The organism is Natrinema halophilum, from assembly GCF_013402815.2.
GTDB lineage: Archaea > Halobacteriota > Halobacteria > Halobacteriales > Natrialbaceae > Natrinema > Natrinema halophilum.
The window spans coordinates 879,282-896,912 of record NZ_CP058601.1 but is presented as its reverse complement, the minus strand read 5'-3'; the positions used below and the strand labels follow the sequence as shown (position 1 = coordinate 896,912).

At 55.3% G+C, this 17,631-nt stretch carries 12 protein-coding genes and 1 pseudogene; 5 read left to right on the top strand and 8 right to left on the bottom strand.

All coding sequences use genetic code 11. The features are described 5' to 3' along the window. Window positions 1–69 precede the first annotated feature (69 nt). Together HYG82_RS25095 and HYG82_RS25090 are read left to right on the top strand one after the other, a co-directional pair. Window positions 70–1,152, top strand: a complete 1,083-nt coding sequence (locus tag HYG82_RS25095) for a glutamate--cysteine ligase (protein WP_179259852.1) — start codon at window positions 70–72, stop codon at window positions 1,150–1,152. Window positions 1,153–1,206: 54 nt separating this feature from the next. Further along, window positions 1,207–1,860, top strand: coding sequence for a helix-turn-helix domain-containing protein (locus HYG82_RS25090; protein WP_179259851.1), 654 nt, complete (start codon window positions 1,207–1,209; stop codon window positions 1,858–1,860). Between the two features lie 29 nt (window positions 1,861–1,889). Here the strand turns inward: HYG82_RS25090 and HYG82_RS25085 are convergent, their stop codons facing one another. Next, complete coding sequence (locus HYG82_RS25085) at window positions 1,890–3,032, bottom strand: M24 family metallopeptidase (RefSeq protein ID WP_179259850.1); 1,143 nt, start codon at window positions 3,030–3,032, stop codon at window positions 1,890–1,892. Window positions 3,033–3,194: 162 nt separating this feature from the next. Continuing rightward, window positions 3,195–3,695, bottom strand: a complete 501-nt coding sequence (locus tag HYG82_RS25080) for a hypothetical protein (protein WP_179259849.1) — start codon at window positions 3,693–3,695, stop codon at window positions 3,195–3,197. A 516-nt stretch (window positions 3,696–4,211) separates the two neighbouring features. Between HYG82_RS25080 and HYG82_RS25075 the strand changes: the two genes are divergently transcribed. After that, window positions 4,212–6,377, top strand: a complete 2,166-nt coding sequence (locus HYG82_RS25075; protein WP_179259848.1) for a PAS domain-containing protein — start codon at window positions 4,212–4,214, stop codon at window positions 6,375–6,377. Window positions 6,378–6,436: 59 nt separating this feature from the next. On the opposite strand, the pseudogene HYG82_RS25070 reads toward HYG82_RS25075, so the two are convergent. The 4 genes and pseudogenes from HYG82_RS25070 to HYG82_RS25055 all read right to left on the bottom strand — a co-directional run bounded on the left by HYG82_RS25070 (window position 6,437) and on the right by HYG82_RS25055 (window position 11,040). Continuing rightward, window positions 6,437–7,752, bottom strand: a pseudogene (locus tag HYG82_RS25070) (RNA-guided endonuclease InsQ/TnpB family protein). Between the two features lie 984 nt (window positions 7,753–8,736). Continuing rightward, on the bottom strand, window positions 8,737–9,177 hold the full coding sequence (locus HYG82_RS25065; RefSeq protein ID WP_179259847.1) for a hypothetical protein: 441 nt from the start codon (window positions 9,175–9,177) through the stop codon (window positions 8,737–8,739). Between the two features lie 787 nt (window positions 9,178–9,964). Continuing rightward, window positions 9,965–10,234, bottom strand: a complete 270-nt coding sequence (locus HYG82_RS25060) for a hypothetical protein (protein ID WP_179259846.1) — start codon at window positions 10,232–10,234, stop codon at window positions 9,965–9,967. Further along, complete coding sequence (locus HYG82_RS25055; RefSeq protein ID WP_179259845.1) at window positions 10,234–11,040, bottom strand: succinylglutamate desuccinylase/aspartoacylase family protein; 807 nt, start codon at window positions 11,038–11,040, stop codon at window positions 10,234–10,236. The genes HYG82_RS25060 and HYG82_RS25055 overlap by 1 nt, the downstream gene beginning before the upstream one ends. Before the next feature lie 267 nt (window positions 11,041–11,307). Here HYG82_RS25055 and HYG82_RS25050 point away from each other — a divergent pair, with 267 nt between their 5' ends. Then, the gene (locus HYG82_RS25050) at window positions 11,308–12,378 is read left to right on the top strand and encodes a DsbA family protein (RefSeq protein ID WP_179259844.1); all 1,071 of its coding nucleotides are present in this window, start codon (window positions 11,308–11,310) and stop codon (window positions 12,376–12,378) included. Between the two features lie 251 nt (window positions 12,379–12,629). On the opposite strand, the gene HYG82_RS25045 is transcribed toward HYG82_RS25050, so the two are convergent. Next, window positions 12,630–14,582: an archaea-specific SMC-related protein gene (locus HYG82_RS25045; RefSeq protein WP_179259843.1), complete on the bottom strand. Its 1,953-nt coding sequence runs from the start codon at window positions 14,580–14,582 to the stop codon at window positions 12,630–12,632. 65 nt (window positions 14,583–14,647) lie between these two features. Then, complete coding sequence (rdfA, locus tag HYG82_RS25040; RefSeq protein ID WP_179259842.1) at window positions 14,648–15,274, bottom strand: rod-determining factor RdfA; 627 nt, start codon at window positions 15,272–15,274, stop codon at window positions 14,648–14,650. Between the two features lie 1,189 nt (window positions 15,275–16,463). Here rdfA and HYG82_RS25035 point away from each other — a divergent pair. Continuing rightward, the gene (locus HYG82_RS25035; protein WP_179259841.1) at window positions 16,464–17,558 is read left to right on the top strand and encodes a cellulase family glycosylhydrolase; all 1,095 of its coding nucleotides are present in this window, start codon (window positions 16,464–16,466) and stop codon (window positions 17,556–17,558) included. The last annotated feature ends 73 nt before the right edge of the window (window positions 17,559–17,631 follow it).

The window sequence follows — 17,631 nt, the reverse complement described above, 5'->3', positions numbered from 1 at the left end:
GACTTACTGTTCCGGTTGAACGCTCCGACTCCAAACCGTATTTATTGTCGGCGGCAAAACCACGTTACGATGGAACGCGGGTCGCGAGAATCGTTTACGCGCATGGGGACGCTGGGGATCGAAGAGGAGTGTTTCGTCGTCGACAAGGACGGCCGTCCGACCAGCGGGACTGACGAACTCGTCTACGAATACGACCCGCCGGAGATACTCGAGGACCGACTCGACCACGAACTGTTCAAGTTCGTGATCGAGACCCAGACGCCACTGATAGAGGACCTCGGCGACGCCCGCGAGTCACTGCTTGCGATCCGGCAGGCCCTCCTCGACCATGCAAAAGCGCACGGCTACAGAATCGCCGCCGCCGGTCTCCACCCACTGGCGAAGTGGCAGGAACTCGAGCACGCCGACAAGCCTCGCTATCGGGCCCAACTCGACCGGATTCAGTATCCGCAGCACCGAAACACGACCGCCGGAGTCCACGTTCATATCGGGGTCGACGACGCCGACAAAGCGGTCTGGATCGCGAACGAACTGCGATGGTACGTGCCGGTCTTGCTTGCGCTCTCTGCCAACTCTCCGTACTGGAACGGATTCGACACCGGACTCCAGTCCGCGCGAGCGAAGATTTTCGAAGCGCTACCGAACACGGGAATGCCGACCTATTTCGAGGATTTCGAGGCGTTCGACCGGTTCGAACGATTGATGCTCGAAACGGAGTCGATCAACGACCGCGGTGAACTGTGGTACGACGTTCGACCCCATACCGCCCACGGAACCGTCGAGGTACGGACGCCGGACAGTCAGGCCGACCCCGACGTCGTCCTGGCATTCGTCGAGTACGCCCATGCACTCGTCGAAGAGCTTGCAGACGAGTACGAGGACGGCGCAAACGGCCACCACCATCGTCGGGAACTGCTCGACGAGAACAAATGGCGAGCCATCCGCTACGGACAAGACGCAACGTTCATCGACCGCGATCTCGACGGCACCGTCGATCTCGGCGATCTGGTCGACCGGGAGTGTGAGCGACTCGGAATCGATGGCATCAAACGCGTTTACGAGCGGGAGAGCGGGGCAAACCGACAGCGGCGCTTGTCCGAAAAGGAGGGGCCTGACGCGCTGTGTGAGTCGCTCTTTTTGGACGCAGAATAACCGCGCCACAAAGGTTTAACTCCGCGCGAGACTTCGTCCTGTACGAGTAGACACATGAGTTCCGATGATACCGACGAGCATTCCGTCGATGCCGCTGAGGAGGGAGATGAACCGCTCGAGGAACCGGCCGACTTCGTTGGGACCGATGCGGGCGAACCCGAGCGAAACGCGGCCGTCGAGGAACTCGATCAGCGGATCGTCGACCTGCTTTCGTGGATCCTCGATACCGAAACCCGTGCAAAGATCTACGTCTACCTGCTGGCAAGCCCCGGTAGTACTTCCGAGGAGGTTGCCAAGGGAACCGGCCTCTATCCCAGCACCGTTCGCGAAGCGCTCGCTGAACTGCACGACGAGGATCGCGTTACGAGGGAAAAACGCGCGAGCAAGGGTGCCGGGAACAACCCCTACGAATACACTGCGATTCAGCCAAGCGATCTAGTCGGGGGTGTCGTCGATCAAGTCCAGCGCGAACTGAATACTATTTTCACACTCGATCGCGTTCTCGACCGAAATTCCGCTCGGGAATCCGGAGCCGAACTCGAGGAATCTGTCGAACCGGTCACGATCACCGTCGACGACACGACGCCGAGCGACGAGTCAAACTCGGACGCCGACGTCGTCGCGTTCGGCGACGACATGGAGGTCGGGTCAGTCGACACGGAGACCGCCGAACACGACGAAAGCGGTGACTCCGAAACTGATCCGTAGCCCCACTCGACCGCCGTTCTCGTCAGTCTTCATGCCTCGAGTTCGAGGACGTCGGGACGGTCCAGCTCGAGGTCGTACTCGACTGCCGCGACGGTCGTGGTCGGCCAGGCGTCAGTCGTCGTCAGCAATTCGATCCCGTCGTCGGTGACGAGCGCAGTGTCTTCACTCTTTGCGCCTTTGACGGTCGGATTCCACGCATAGGCCATCGGCGCTACAATCGGTGCTTCGTGGTCGGGCGCGGCGATCCACTCTCGTCCGGCGAAGCCGGCGGCGCCGCCCTGATGATGGTTCGTCCACTCGCCTTCGTATCCGAGTTCAGCGTAGGCGTTTTGGATCGACCCGAAAACGTCACCGGCCGACCCGGTCTCGCCGGTATTGGTAGTCGTTTCATTCGCAACCTCCACGACACCTGAAGCGTCTCGCGTCGCTGCCAGTGCAGTCGTCTCTACGCGAGCGGCGGCGGTGTGCCGGTCTGTAAGCCAGTCCGGTCCATCGAAGGCGACTGTTCGAGTGCAACTCGCGTGGAGGCCATCTCGTTCAGCGGTCACGGAGAGGAGGGCGTACTCGCCGAGTTCAGCCTGCGTCGGCGTGTAGTGTCGGTACCGCTGTGCCCGTTCTGCCCCACCAACGAGGACGACGGGCGCTTCGATCTCCCGAGCCGAAAGGGCGATGCGAAGGGCTGACGCCACCTCGTGTTCCGTGTCGTCAGGTCGCAGTTCCCGACAGACCGACTCGACGGCGGCCGCCGTCTCCCGCCCGAGGTCGCGGTATCGTTCGCTGTCGCGTTCCGTAAGCGGCTGACGCAACGGTGTCGGATCGATTCTCTCGAGGCCGGCAACCGAAATATCGGCTGCCACCCGACCGTCGTTCGGTACGCGTTCGGCGATGGCTTCGGGCAGTGACGTCGTGTACCAGGGGAACTGTTCGACGGAAACCTCGCTCGGTTCCAGCTCCGGCAGTTCCTCGGCCACGATGCGGTCGGCTTCGATGTTGTTCGTGAGCAGAGTCACGTCACGTCCGTCGTACCCGATCGCCGCAACGCCGGCATCAGTTTCTCTATCGACAACGTTGCTTCCGCCGGTCATCCACGCAAACGAGTTCGGTCGTGCGAACCAGACCGAATCGAGATTGTGGGACTCGATATAGTCCTCGAGACGTTCGCGTTTGTCCATGTCGTGTGCTGGTCAGGGTAGTTCTTGAATCCGACGAACGTCGAGCTGACGGTCTGTGTGAGTGTTCATCGGCTCCACATGTATCGACTCTTGGACTCCCACTGACCGTGGAGCGATGTCCAAACTTGTTTTCACTGCGAACCGAGGGAAATGGACGAGTTCCTAGACCTGTACTGGTTCCTCAGCAGTCAGCACGTTTCGGATGTACTCCCCGATCAGTATCGCGCCACCACACGTCACGGCACCGCCTACTCCCGTCAGTACCGAGGCTGATACGTCGGTTGTGGTTTGTAACGCGAACAATAGTCCGACGCAGACGAGAAACGGCGGACTCCACGCCAGTCCTGAGATGACGGCCACAGTCGCCCACGAAGATCCGACGGAGCGCGTGCGTCCGGCGACCAGGACCAGTGGAAGACCGACAACGGTGCCAAATAGTACGGAAAGAAGGGGCGCCTCATCGACGAAGGCGATGCTGGCAACCCCTGCGATGGCAATGGCGACTCCAACCAACGTGATCGCGACGAAACGGATGGACGGCTGTTCTCGTCTCTGCGGCCAGTAAAAGGCGACAACAGTAATTACAACGAGGATTGTCGCAACCGTGACCAAAACCGCGAAAAGTACGATCCCCGCAAATGCTGCACCCAGACCGCCTTCCATCCGAACGCATACGTTACTAGAGACCTTAACTACTTCGGAGGCTGAAGATAGCGGTAATTTCGAACGGACGCAACCGCTGGCGAACGATACTGACGACTGGATTGTACGGCGCTCGTATCGAGGATAGCAAACTCGAGACGAATTTCTCGCTTCGACAGAGAGCAGGCTGGCCGCGTTCCATCGAGCGAGCACCGACCCGCGTATCACGTCTCTGCAGTCCGTTCCCTGTACGTCGAATACAGTAGATAACGTCGTTCCAAATCAGTGAGCGGGTCGATTATTTCTACTGACCGTTTCCACTATCATCGGTTCATCGAGCCGTTTCTACTGCATCAATCGGTTCCCGGTATCCTTTGAGTATTCGGTTCGGTACGCTACCAGAACGAGGTCCCGTACTCCGTGTGGAGGCCGAATACGCGTCAGGGCCGATTCGATAGCTCACCCGCCCTCTCCCGGTTGTCGGCCACGAGAATTAAAAGCGAGCATTCCCATTGGTTACGGATAGGAGCCCCGAACGTGTTCGACAGTGATATTCCCGGCGAACCGGAGTCGATATTAGACCGATTCGTCGATACTCTTCCCGGACTTGCCTACCGATGCGACCCCGAACCGCCCTGGGAGATGATGTTTCTTAAAGGTCAAGTTGAAACCCTCACGGGATACCCATCGGCTGCTTTCGAGCGGGGTGAAATCACCTACGGCAATCTCGTCGAACAAGACGATCGTGAAGCCCTTACACAGGATGTCATGGAGGGCATCGGTGCCCAACGTCAATTCAGCGTGTCTTATCGTATCAAAACGCGTTCCGGTGATACGAAGCACGTCTTCGAGCGAGGCGTCCCTGTCGTTGACGACGGAGAGGTGAAAGCTTTGGAAGGCATCATCATCGATATCACACAACAGAAGGCATACGAACAGCGGTTGAAGCGCCAAAACGATCTCTTCGCTCATACCCAGAAGATGGCTGCGGTCGGCGGATGGGAAATCGACCCTCGAACCGATGATCTGCGATGGACCGATCAGGTCAATCGAATTCACGGCCTTCCGATCGACGAATCCCCGTCAATCGAAGATGCTATCGATTTCTACCACCCGGAGGATCAGCCGATCATACGGCAGGCAGTTGATGGTGCTATTCACGACGGCGAACCATTCGAACACGAGCTTCGTATTATTACTCGACATGACGAACAGCGGTGGGTCCGCACGAAGGGCGTTCCACGACTCGAGGATGGGGAGGTCGTTCGAATCCGTGGTGCCATCCAAGACATTACAGACCGGCGAAAACGGGAGCAATCACTTCGAGACGAACAGGCCTTCACGAAGAGCATCTTCGAGGCACTGCCCGATCTCCTCTACACGTTCGATGAAGAGGGGTCGTTCACGCGATGGAATGATCAGTTTCGACGCGCCACCGGGTACACCGACGAGGAGATAGCGGAGATGGGTCCGCTCGATTTCATCGCCGAGCAGGATCGAGGGCGCGTTCGAAAACACATCGAAAAGGTCCTCGTAGGCGACGAAACTACCACGGTCGAAGGTCGACTGAAAACGAAGAACGGCGACCTCATTCCCTACGAGTTTACCGGTGCACCGATGATGGACGAAGAGGGAACGCTAACCGAACTGGTCGGTGTGGGACGTGACATCTCCGGCCGTATAGAGCGACAACGCCAGTTCGAAGCAGTGTTCAACAACACCTATCAGTTTACGGGGCTATTGAATTTAGACGGGACAATTATGGAACCGAACGAAGCGGGGCTCTCATTCGCCAATGCGGACCGGCAAGAGGCCATCGGAACCAAACTGTGGGAAGTGTTGGATCTCCGTACTGACGAGGGTCGTGAATCCGTGCGTCAGGGGGTCGAGAAAGCAAAGGCGGGGGGCTCTTATCAGGATGAACTTCGGGTTCAAGACACAGACAAGGAAGCGGTCATCGACTTTTCAATTCGACCGATAACGGACGCGGATGGAGAAATCAACTTGCTGGTTGCGGAGGGGACAGATATAACAGGGCTCAAAGATCGCGAACGCCTCCTGCGTGTGCTCCATCGATTGCTTCGACACAACATTCGGAACGATTTGACCGTGATACGGGGGTACTCCGACACGCTTCAGGAGACGCTATCGGACGAGAAACTGATAGAATATGCTGATCGGGTTGATGACGCTGCAGAAAACCTGCTAACGACCACCGAAAAGGCAAAGCAAATGGTGGACGTGATTCTCGATCATGCCGGAGACACGAATCTCGATCTGGGCGCGGTGGTAAAGTCCGTAGCCGAACAGCTTCAAGAGCGCTATCCAGCGGCGTCGGTCGACGTGTCAATAGAAGATACGGTTGTCGTTACGTCTGACATCTGGGTCGAGACAGTTTTCGAACAGTTCATCGAAAACGGTATCGAGCACAACACCGCCTCCTCACCACGAGTAGAGGTGCGTGTGTTCGAACGAAACGGGGAAGGATGTGTGGAGATTGCCGATAACGGGTCTGGAATCTCTGAGGATGAGTGGTTGATGGTGGACGAAGAAGTTCGAGACGAACCGTCACAACTGCAACACGGTAGCGGGATCGGGTTGTTGCTCGCACAATGGTCCGTTCACAAATTCGGCGGATCACTCCAGCATAGGAAACGAGACGGCGGCGGCAGCGTCGTTACAGTTCGCTTCCCGTTCGATTGACATCCTCCCGCACCTGAAGACGCGGGAATCCCACGGCACCGAACCGCTGGATTGGGATATTAGGGTTTGCAGTCTACCACTTGTGCCTGCGGTTGGAATCCGCTGGACAAGTCGTGAAGGTAGACTCCGGGCTGTGCCAACCAGCCGGTACTCCTATCCCCGTCCAAATTGGCCGAAGATTCGGAGTTACTTTGATTCGAGTCGAGACGGATGTTCTCCGCCCCATTCACATCAGCGTTGAACGCCGCATCACACGTCTCACAGACGTACAAGCCACGTTCGACGCGCTGACTATCGTCTTCCCGACTGCAGACGCAACACGTTTTGCTCGTGTCGCGTTCAGACACGTCTACGACTTCAATTCCTTCGACTTTCGCTTTGTACGTGAGAATCGAGGTGAATCTGTCAAACGCCCATCCGTGCAAGTCGAGGTTGCCGTGACGACCCCAGTTCTTCGAGTCGCCGTTCTCGTCCTCACGGATACCAGCGAGTTTTCCGATGTTGATGCGCCCCACACAACGCTCGACACACTTCTCAACGATGTGTTTCGCGAGGCTGTGGAAGAAGTGTCTTCGGCGCTCCGACCACTTCTTGTGAAGACGAGTGGCTTCTTGGCCGCCTGAATCGTCACACTTGACGATTTCCTTCGGGAAGTAGTATCCATCCTGTTTCAGGCGGTTGCCGGGGTACAAGTCGGCTTGCTCGGTACTGTATGTGACCGCCGCGAAGTTACAGATGCCGAGGTCAACACCAGCCGTCTCGTTACCGGGAGCAGTGGGCGTCTCCACTTCGTGTTTGCACACTAAGTGCAGTTCCCAGCGTTCTTTCACTTTGTCGTAGACCGCTCGAACCTGTTGCAGGTTCTCGACGGTGACGCCGGGGTGCGTTTCGTACTCGACAAGGAGGTATTCCCATGCTTTCGGGTGTTCCTTGTGATTCGCACCTTTCGATAGGCGGACGCGGTTGTTCTTGGTGTCGTGACGGATGCCTTTTTGCTTCCACGTCACGGTGGAACGCGGGTGTTCTTCGTGGACGCGACGGCCTTGGTTGTCGTAGTAGTTTTTCTTGCGGTACCGGGCGGGTTCGCACGAGAATCGTTCGTGCGTTTGCCGTACCACGAGTTGAAGGCTTCAGCGAGTTCTTCCAGAACGCGCTGACTGGACTGAGAATGTAGTCCTTTGTATTTTGGATGAGTCTTCAACTCGTGTTTCAAGTCCGAATCGTCGGGAATCTCGCCCGTTTCATCCCACTCTCGTCGAGAGTGGTAGTTTGCAACGTTCCAGAGTTTCGATGCACTCCATCCGTGCTGGTCGAGCATCTCAGCCACTTGGCTGTGGTTAAGGATTTTCGCTCGGTAGGTTCGGTGGATGTACATCGTGGAATGCTTCCATAACTGGTTATGTAGCGTTCTGTCGTAAAAGTTCGGATTAAAGTGTGGAATATCCAGACGTGCGTTTGTACGGGGACTGTGTAGAATATTGTCGGGTTCATCCCGCGCCTAAAGGCGGGGGTATTCTCCTTGCCCTTTATAAACAGGCGGGAATACTGCGGCCTTCAGGCCGTGGGTGCGCTCCGTTACTGAGGCAGACAATCCACCCTTCGGACGCCTCTCCCGAGTTTCCAACGCTACCATTCAAGTGACAGTCTGTGGTCATCGCCGATAGGAATCGGTCGGAACGGAGCGGGTTCCGAACCGTGCTTCGAAGGCGGCCTGTCCGCCCACGCAACGCGGCAATTTCAGAAAGAGCAGGCGGTGACCGCCAGATGCTCGAAGCGAGTGCCAACGTGGCGTTTGCCCAACGCATGCGAAACGATATCCCCGAGTCCGTTGACGCGGTGGTGAATTCTCGGCGGCAAAGCCGATCCCTCGAATCTAGACTTGTCGAAGATAGGATCAAGGCGGTTTGGCACCGCCAGCAGTCCATCATTCCGATATTGTGGGATTCACCGTACCAGGAGGGCGTAGTTCTCAGGTGATAGAACTGTGAACCTGAAACACCCACCGCTCGGGATCCCGGTACGGTTCTCCTAGATACTTACCCAGTGGTACAATGCGCGTTGTCGAAGCAGGAAGCGCGTCTCTCGACGAACGAACCATGAAAGCAGTGAGCGGGGAGAAGGGGTCGCGACGGTAGCAGAGAGAAAGCAGTTCGGCATCGATGGACAGGTCAGTTCTTTGTGATCAATCACGGTCCCAGAGAGTCGTTGAAACGATTTACCCCGCTCGCACTGCTGCGGCCAGCGAATGCTCGCTGGCCGCGAACTGGCGAGCGGGGGGTACAGTGACTTTCAACGACTACCGATACTTCTAACAATACTGGACTGATTACCTCAGGCGATTCAGATACCAACGTTTTGGTTACCAGCCTCCGCACGTCTCTCCCGGGGGAAGGGCTGCCGATAGGATCGCCGTGTGGACCGTTCGGAGGTCCGAATCCTGGATCGTAGCGGCCGCCTGGAATCGTTCGCGGGCACTCGCTACCGTTTGCGGGGCAGCTGCGAGATGAGCGAGGACGAATGCATCGGCCTCGACACGCCGAGCGGCATCGAAATCTGCCTCGTCGTACAGATCTGCGAAATTAGCGACGAGATTCGAAACGAGTCCATCGGTTGCATCGGCGCCAGGATCGCCTGTGGGAACCGTCGATTGTGACTGATCGAAGTACTCTCCGTAGTCGACGACGCCTGCCTCCTCGTACAGAAACTCGCCAAGTGCGTCGAAGATGTCCGTCGAGACGTAGACACCGAACAGTTTGTATCGGCCATCTCCGCTCTGCGAGTATCGATTGTCTCGAGTCATAACAACTGGTGGCACCCCGTTGTGTACGGATTTTATGACTCCGACTACAATAAATCGCGGTCGTTTTGATTAGGAGTGATTCGTTCAGCTACCACCCCAGCATGGAATCACGTCTATTCGTTCAGCAGACGAGAATGGAACTGCGTGAATGAAATACTAGAATACCGAGAGGTTGCAACTCATACCAATATAAATATGCAACTCATGGGTTGGCAATAGCCACGGCGATCCGACCGTAGCTACAATTGATCGAAGTGAAAAAGAAACTCTTGTGACCTTAGAACGAGGGAACCGCAGACGTATGAATCGTCGTATTTATCCGGGATTTGCGAAATGACATCCTGGATACAATTCGATGTTTGACCTCTTATCACCGTTTCTCGGGAGTATCCGCCGCTTCATGGCGACAGTTGAAACCGACTGGTAACGGTACTCCACGAACAGAAACGAACACTGGAGACGGGATACGAACTCGAACCAGACCATACTATTATTGTATACTCACATATATGCCAATTGTAAATTCAGTCGAGTGAAGTCTACTGGATATACACATATCACATTCAATATCTATTATGGGAGCTGGTAGGAGGGGCAATTAAAACTGACCCTGAACCGACCACACAAACGTCGCGCTATGATCGTCTCGGCATCTCCTTTCTCGGTGAATCCAAGCCGACGAGAGAAAAAGGGTTTACGAGAGTAATATCGTAAAATCCACCGTTCCACCAGTTAGTCTGGATCGTGCGAGCTATGGCGATCTGCTGCCGTCTGAGGTAACATGCGCTTAGCCACGCAATACATCGTATATCGTGCCGACGACGACGGCAATGGCGTAGCAGCCGACGAGAAACGGTATCCAATAGAACTTGAGTTTGAGTCCTGGTGAAATTGCATTACCGATGGCCGTTCCGAGGACGTAGATCAGATATCCAGGCAGCGCCAGCGGTGTTAGTAGTGCTGTCTCGAACCAGCCGATCGCCAGTGGAACGACCAGTACGCCATAGGTAGCGATTGTGATGGGACTCGCAAGCGCACGCCGAATTGATTCGTTCATCAGTTGTTACCCACCTCGAGGAGGCCGTGCAAGGCGAGTGTCTTCGCTGCCGCCAGTCGTGTGTGTTCATTTCTCGTATCTCGATCGAGCATGAAATCCGTCGTTTCGAAAAGGTATCCCGTTGCGTCGAGGTCCCGGATCGCCTTTTGAAAGAGCAATGGCCCCCCACTATGGGTTCGCCGTGCCGAAATGCGGTGCAATGGCATGTACCAGGGTACCGCCACGTCGTTTAAGTACGATGCGAGTTCGTCGCCGTACGAATCAGACGAATGGTAGACGGCTTGGCCGACGTACTGTTGGTGAACACCTGCGATGCCGAGTGATCGATGGAGGTCGAGAACAACATCGGGGTCGTAGCGCTCGACGGCGTCCCAGATACCGCGCGCGAGGTCACTCACGGGCTCTTTTCCGGCCGGAAAGTGGCGGTTCAGATCGCCTTCGGGGCCTTCTCGTGTGTTCTCATCAACGGCGATACGATTGGTTTCAGGGACGACGACCAGCGTTCCTGCATCGGGATACCATTCGGTGGTATCGCGTGCGACTTCAATTCCAGTCCGTTCGTCGCCGTGGACACCACCGAAGATCATTGCCGTCGGGCCGTCTCGCGGTGCATCACGTTCGAAGACCGTCGTCTCGTGGACGGTTCCGGAGAGAATCGTCTCAGTTGCGGTCGACGACTCGGTAGCACTCCCGGGCTCTCGGGCCACTGTTAGAAGCGCGTTGTCGCCGGATGGTTGACTCATGACTCCTGTAGCGGTCGCCGCGACGACGGTCCCACTGGCGATTAACATCTGCCGACGCCTCATACTACCGTCCATAACGAACTCAGTAAAGCCTTTTCTCATCGAAGCTTCTGACACCCGTCGAATTTCGGTCAGTTTGCAATATCAAACGACCTTATCGCCACCTAAAGATAGTTGCACGTATTGATCTGTCGAGATCTGAATCGATTCCCCTGATCGAAAATGCGAGATAGTTCACGATTTGCAACCGGTCAAACCGCGATTGAGTCGTACAAACTATCAAAACGATACGTTCTATTTATGTATATGGTGAGTGGACAAAAAGGAGAAATGAAGGAAGAGACACGCCTTCAGCGTCGAACTGTACTTACTGCAACGGGGACGGCAGCACTGGTCGGTGCAACGGGGGTAGCCACTGCCCAGACAGCATCGACAGTTGCAACTGCCCCTATTCCGGACTCGCCGGACGCATATGCGTATCCCACGATGGGCGTCGACGACGGCGAGACTCCGACAGCAATAGTATACGGGAATTTCAAATGTCCGTACACGAAAGGATTTGTTTCCGGAAATTTCCCCGCTATCATCGAGGAATTCGTCAAAACAGGTCGGCTCAAAATTCAATTTTACAATCTCGCATACGAGCCAGGCACCACGTCGTCGTACTTCATATCGGGGAGCGATCCGCGCTGTGCGGCCATGGGCCTCGGTGCGTGGGATGAAGACCCAAACAGCTACTGGCAATTCTTCGCCGAGACGTTCGATGACCCGCCCAGCGGGTACGTCGATTACAACGAGCTCGCGTCGCGTGCACAGTCCGCAGGCGTGTCCAACGCCAACGAAATCGCCGACCGAGTCCGTTCGGGCAAGTACCATGCCGAGGTCGAGCAAGTCAGTGCCGAAGCTGCAAGGGACGGTGTCACGTACACGCCAACGCTTGAACTCGCGGGAGACACCACCGCGCCCCACCACGGGACGCAAGCGATACTCACGTGGATCGAATCACGATTGAACGACGAGGCAGTCGAAACTACCAGTACGAATACGGAACGCACAGACGACCGTTCGGCTGCCGAATCTGGAGACACCACTGACTCCGATACGCAAGAATCGGGGAGTAACATCGACTCCGACACGCCAGAGCCCAGTGGCGATACTGACTCCAGCACCCGAGAGACCGGGAGCGACACTGGCTCTGACACGCGAGAGAGCTGGGGAGACACCGTCTCCAGCGACCGAGACCCCAATAACACGTCTAATTCGATGTGTGAATCGGCCAGGTCCGACGAAAACGTGATACAAACAGAGATGCAAAACGTCAATAGTTCTGAAAACGGGGGAGCTGTTTGGAACGACGACGGGGGAAGTAACGACATCTGGGGGGTTGACGAGGAGTGTTGAGAAATCACGAGTCAGCATTACAATACAAAAATAAATAGAAACCCCTGGCCACTTCGTCCGGACGGACACTGAAGGAGTGGGGTCGGTAGCTGGGATATATCTGTTTCGACGAGCTGTTATTTTCGACACCTACTAGTTGTTTGTGACGCCAACTGTGCGCTCTCTACAGCTACTATTGCGGATTTGGACTCGATGGATGAAATAATAACTATATTGAGAAACGACGAATGAAACGGTTCGGGCAAGCCGTGTCAGATCTCACGGACATACTTATATGAGTCCGAGAGGGCTTCGGCATCTTCTCTGAGCAAGGCGACGACGAGACAATCGACGTACTCTTCGAAGTAATCGACGATTTCGGCGATTCGCGTAGAGTCTATCGACTCGAGCGAATCGAGGAGCATGAACGGGACGTCCTCGTAAACGTTGTGGACCAGATATCCAGCGAGCGCAAAGACCAGTCCCGTAACTTCGCGTTCGCTCTCGGAGAGATGATCAACAGTATCTTCGTAGGTCGTTCCGTCCTCAGTCGAGCGGACGATATGAAGGTCGAATGCGGTCCGTGTCACATTTCGGCGGCCTTCTCGGACAGTCTCTTCGCGGCGCTGGATCCAGATACGATCAATGTTCTGATATTCGAGGATCGAAAGGATCGAGCTCATGTGTTCGTTGAACGCATCGACAGCGTTTTCCTCGATCCGATCGACGCGCGTTCTGAGATCAGTAAGCTCGTCGTCGAGGCTCTCCCGTTCGCTTTCGAGATCGCTCCGTTCATCGACCTTTGTTTCGATTTCGTCGATACGGGCTTCTACCTCGTCGCGTTCGTCTTTGAGGTTCTCGAGTTCGAGTTCGAGGCGATTCAGTTCACGATGTGTCTCGATAACGTCACTGTATGCGGTATCTTCGAACGTTTCGGCGTTTTCCTCCAGTTCGTCGACGTAGTCTTGTTGCTCTTCGATATCTGCCTCGAGTTCTTCGATTCGTTGTGCGCGACGTTCCAGTTCGTCTTCGACTGTCGAAAGCCGCTCTTCGATCCGGCTGCGCTTTTGGGTTTGTTTCCGCAGTTCCTTCTGACGGGCGGAGATCTCGTCTATCTGCTCTTGCAAATCGTTCCGATCCTCCAATTTCGTCTGTCGGAGTGAGCGCAGTTGTTCGAGCGTCGAGTCGATCCGCTCGCGGTCCACTTGTGAACCGCAGGTCCAACAGACGATATCATCAGAGTCTTCAAGAAGCTGTTCTGTTATCGCTCCGTCGTCGCTGTCTGACGGACTCGAAGCATCGAGTTCGAGATCATACCCGTCATTGGCAAGGCGTTCTTCGTTGAATCGAATTACGCTTTGCAGTTCGCTCACGGTCGTATCGAGCGATCGTTTTCGAGCGCGGAGTTCCTGGATACGACCCTCGAGACGATCCGGCGACTCGTCGTCTTCGTCGATCGACTCGAGTTCATCCTCGAGATCGTCACGTTCTCGTTCGAGTTCGGCGTAGCTTTCCCGTTCGGTCTCAAGGTCGTACTCGATCGATTCGAGATCCGTCCGGGCTTCCTGGAGGTCAGCAAACGCTGATTCGATCTCTTCTTTTCGGTTACGACTTGCATCGACGTCTAGATCGAACTCGTCAAGTGTGACTTCAAGATCGGATATCTGTTCGCCCGTTTCGTCGATTTCTTCTTCGAGTGTGACTCGTCGTTCCTCGAGGTCCGGTAGTTCGCCTCCGAGACGAGAAAGTTCTTCGAGGCGGTCGTCGAGGTCGCGCTTTTCGGCCTCGAGCATACTGATCTCGGCCTCGATCTCATCGGTATCGATGGGGCGCATGATGAGTTCGCGGAGGTTGTCGCCGCTTCTGACGGCTCGGCGCGCCTCGTTGGACTCGAGTAAGAAGGCGAAGAGATCTGCGAGTTCCGGATCATCGAGGTAGGGGTCGCCCTCGAAGACGACCTCTCCGTTGCGCCGCTCGAGATATCGCGTGTATTGTTCGTCGTCGAACGTTAACTCGACGTGACCAGCGTCCGCGTCTCCTTTCAACGACGACCGTCGGCTGCCGAGACCTGCCATGATCGTCTGGAGAAACGAGGTTCGATTCGTCGCGTTCCGGCCAGTCAGAACGTTTACGCCGGGCTGGAGTGATACCTCGGTACTATCGATACCTCCAATATTTTCCGCTTCTACGGAAATCGACGAGGTGACTGACTCTGGGGATGACATGGGGTCCTCTTCTCGTCGCTCAATATAAATGTTATTTGGTTACGATCGTCTTTCTGCCATGGTCGTCATTGAACCGCGACGACGTCACAGTCACATCCACCTTGTTCGAGTAATTCGCTGACCGAGTAATCTGCCCCACAGTTGCCACAGATAGCGCGCACATCGATGAATACGTTGTAATCTCGAGCAGCGATTTCACCGGCGTTACCCAACTCCTCGAGCGTGGATTCTGTAACAACCTGTGTTCGACCGGCTAACCGTTGGATGGTCTCTTTCTTTCGTTCGACGCGGTCTTCGGTGTCTTCGTCGGGCAGAGAGGCGTCGCGAACGTTCGTGAGATAGGTATAGATCGTCTGATGGGTGAGAAAATCCGATTGAACGTCGTCGATGTCGACCCCTGAGCGTTCGAGATTGCGCCGCCTCCGAACGGCTTCTGACCGCGACACGTCATCGTCCGTTAACGTTTGGTAGAGGGCTTCGATGTCGGAATCGAGGACGGATGCCTCCGCCTCGCGCACTGCTGATCGAAGTACAGCCTGATTGAACTGGGTCGCGAGGTCGCGCAGACTCGTTCGCTCCGCACCGTCGCCGACCCATTCAGCTTCTAACCGATCGCCCCATCCATCGAGCTCGTATTTATCTATTACTCGCTCGACCTTTGTTTGTCGACGGTCGCTCGAGTCACCTGTCATACTGACCGTGTCAGCGTCCGATAGTACAAATGTTGTGGTTGACTCCAATGTGGACCCAAACGTCCTCGGTTGCCCAACACTGATGCCCGGTTTCAATTTTCTTCTCGGAATGTACTTGGGAGACGCTACGTTCGACACGTGTTGTACAAGAGGTGCGACGCATTTGGCAGACCTGAGATATTATGTATGTATTTTTATCTGTATGATTTCGGGACGTTCTAGTAATGCATAAGATGGACAAGAAAAAACGCGTCACGCATCGGACGGCTACCCGGCCAGGTTTGCGATTAGACCACGCCACTTTCGAAGGATCAAATCTGGTTTTTGACTAGGTTTCGCTCGATGCGCTTGAGGTAGTTCGTTCCCCAAAGTGGCCACCAGCGATTTGATACTCGTAACGGAAAAAGAGAAATCGAAGGATAGATAGTTCTATTTATGAGGGAGCGATACAGTATTACAGACGCTGGAACCGATCCCTATTACTGGAATATCCGATCAGTGCGACTGAAAACCCATCTGGTATTATTGCATTGAACTCACAAGATAAGATTGTGTTACTCGTGACAGCACCCACAACAATGGCTGTCCCCGGCCGCGTCATCGTCCGTCGCGATAGCCTATTCTTGGCGCGCACGGTAACCAGGCTCCTACGATAGAAACCCTATCTGACATGACGAGAATGAACTTATTTCGTCACAGTAAATTGCCTAACGTGATCGTTCTATCCCAGCCCAGTAAGATACTGATAGTCTACTCCGAAGCAAACGATTAGTTGTGTGGAATCCGATAGCGACCGCTACAATGGGCGTAGTCTGTCGGATTCACAGATGCCAAACACTCTGGTAATTCGTATGGTACTCCGTGTTTCGTTTAGTATTCCTTTCATTTCCTCTCTCGTATTGCCAATCAGTCGAACGAGAGGGTTCTTTCGGCCGTATTGAAGAATCAAGACCAGATATACAGATCAATTAATATTATATATGTCAACCTCGAATAGATATGTGTATTCATGGTGTCACGCAGACGATTCCTCAAAACATCGGCTACCGGTGCTGTTATCAGCACTTCCGTACTGACCAACACATCGGGATCCGTTTCAGCGTCCGCGACGGATCTGGGATTCGGCGACGGTACAAATCTCCAGCCATCGTATTACTGTAACGGAAACCAGGATCTTGGATGGGACCTGATGAACCAACACCGAGACAGCATTCACACACTTCGAATTGAACTCGAGCCACCCGAACGCGGTGAGTCACAAGCGGACGTCGCTGAGCAGAGACGATGGATCGAAGAAGGATACGAGGAAGGGTACGAGCTCATCGCAACCTACCACCACTACCCACACAACGGCCAGTCAGATCCGCAGTATCTGCAGAACGCAGCCGACTGGTGGGTCGAACAGTACGATGCCCTCTCGAGCAATGCCGAGTTCACGATCAACCTGATGAACGAATGGGGCGGTCATGACGTAGGCGCCAGCGAGTGGGCCTCAGCGTACACTGATGCGATTGCCACCGTCCGAAAAGGAACCGATTACACGAAACCGATCGTCGTCGACGCTCCCGGCTATGGACAGAACGTCCATGCTGCCGCCGAAGGAGTACACGAGATCGATGACGACAACATCATCATCTCGACGCACGTCTACGGTGTCGCCTACAATGCAGGCGCGGGCGAGTCGCTTCGTTCCGAACACCTTGATCACCTCGATGATCAGGGATATCCGTGTCTTATCGGCGAGTTCGGTACCCGGCGTCCGGGGAGCACTGATGCGACAGCAGTGATCCAGCACGCCAACGAGTTGGACTGGCCGGTAATCGCGTGGGCCTGGAACGGTGACGGGGAAACCCCTCCGATGAATATGGCCAGTCCAGCGTGGTCCGAGAGCTGTTCGGGTCCCTACTCCGCGTCGGACTATTTCGACGAAATCATCGGTTTCTTGCACGGCAGATCCGAAAATACTCCCGACACGCCCGAAGATCCGGATGAACCCGACGAACCGGACGGACCTACTACGCCGGCGAAACCCATCGCCGAAATCGACCCGAGCACGACGGAAATCAGCGTCGGCGAACGGATATCGTTCAACGCACGAGATACGTCAGGGAAGTCACGCTGGCCGACGTGTCTCTCGTGGAATCTGGGAGACGACACGACAAAGAACGGCTGGTGGATCGACCACCGGTACCGTTCTTCGGGCTCCTATACGGTCTCGTTGACCGCCACGGACAACGACGGCGAATCGACCACTGACGAGGTCACGATTACCGTCATCGATTGAAACACGGGGCTCAAACCGACTCGGATTTGTTCGCCGGTAGACGAAAGTTACGTTCTCACCAACCGATTCCACA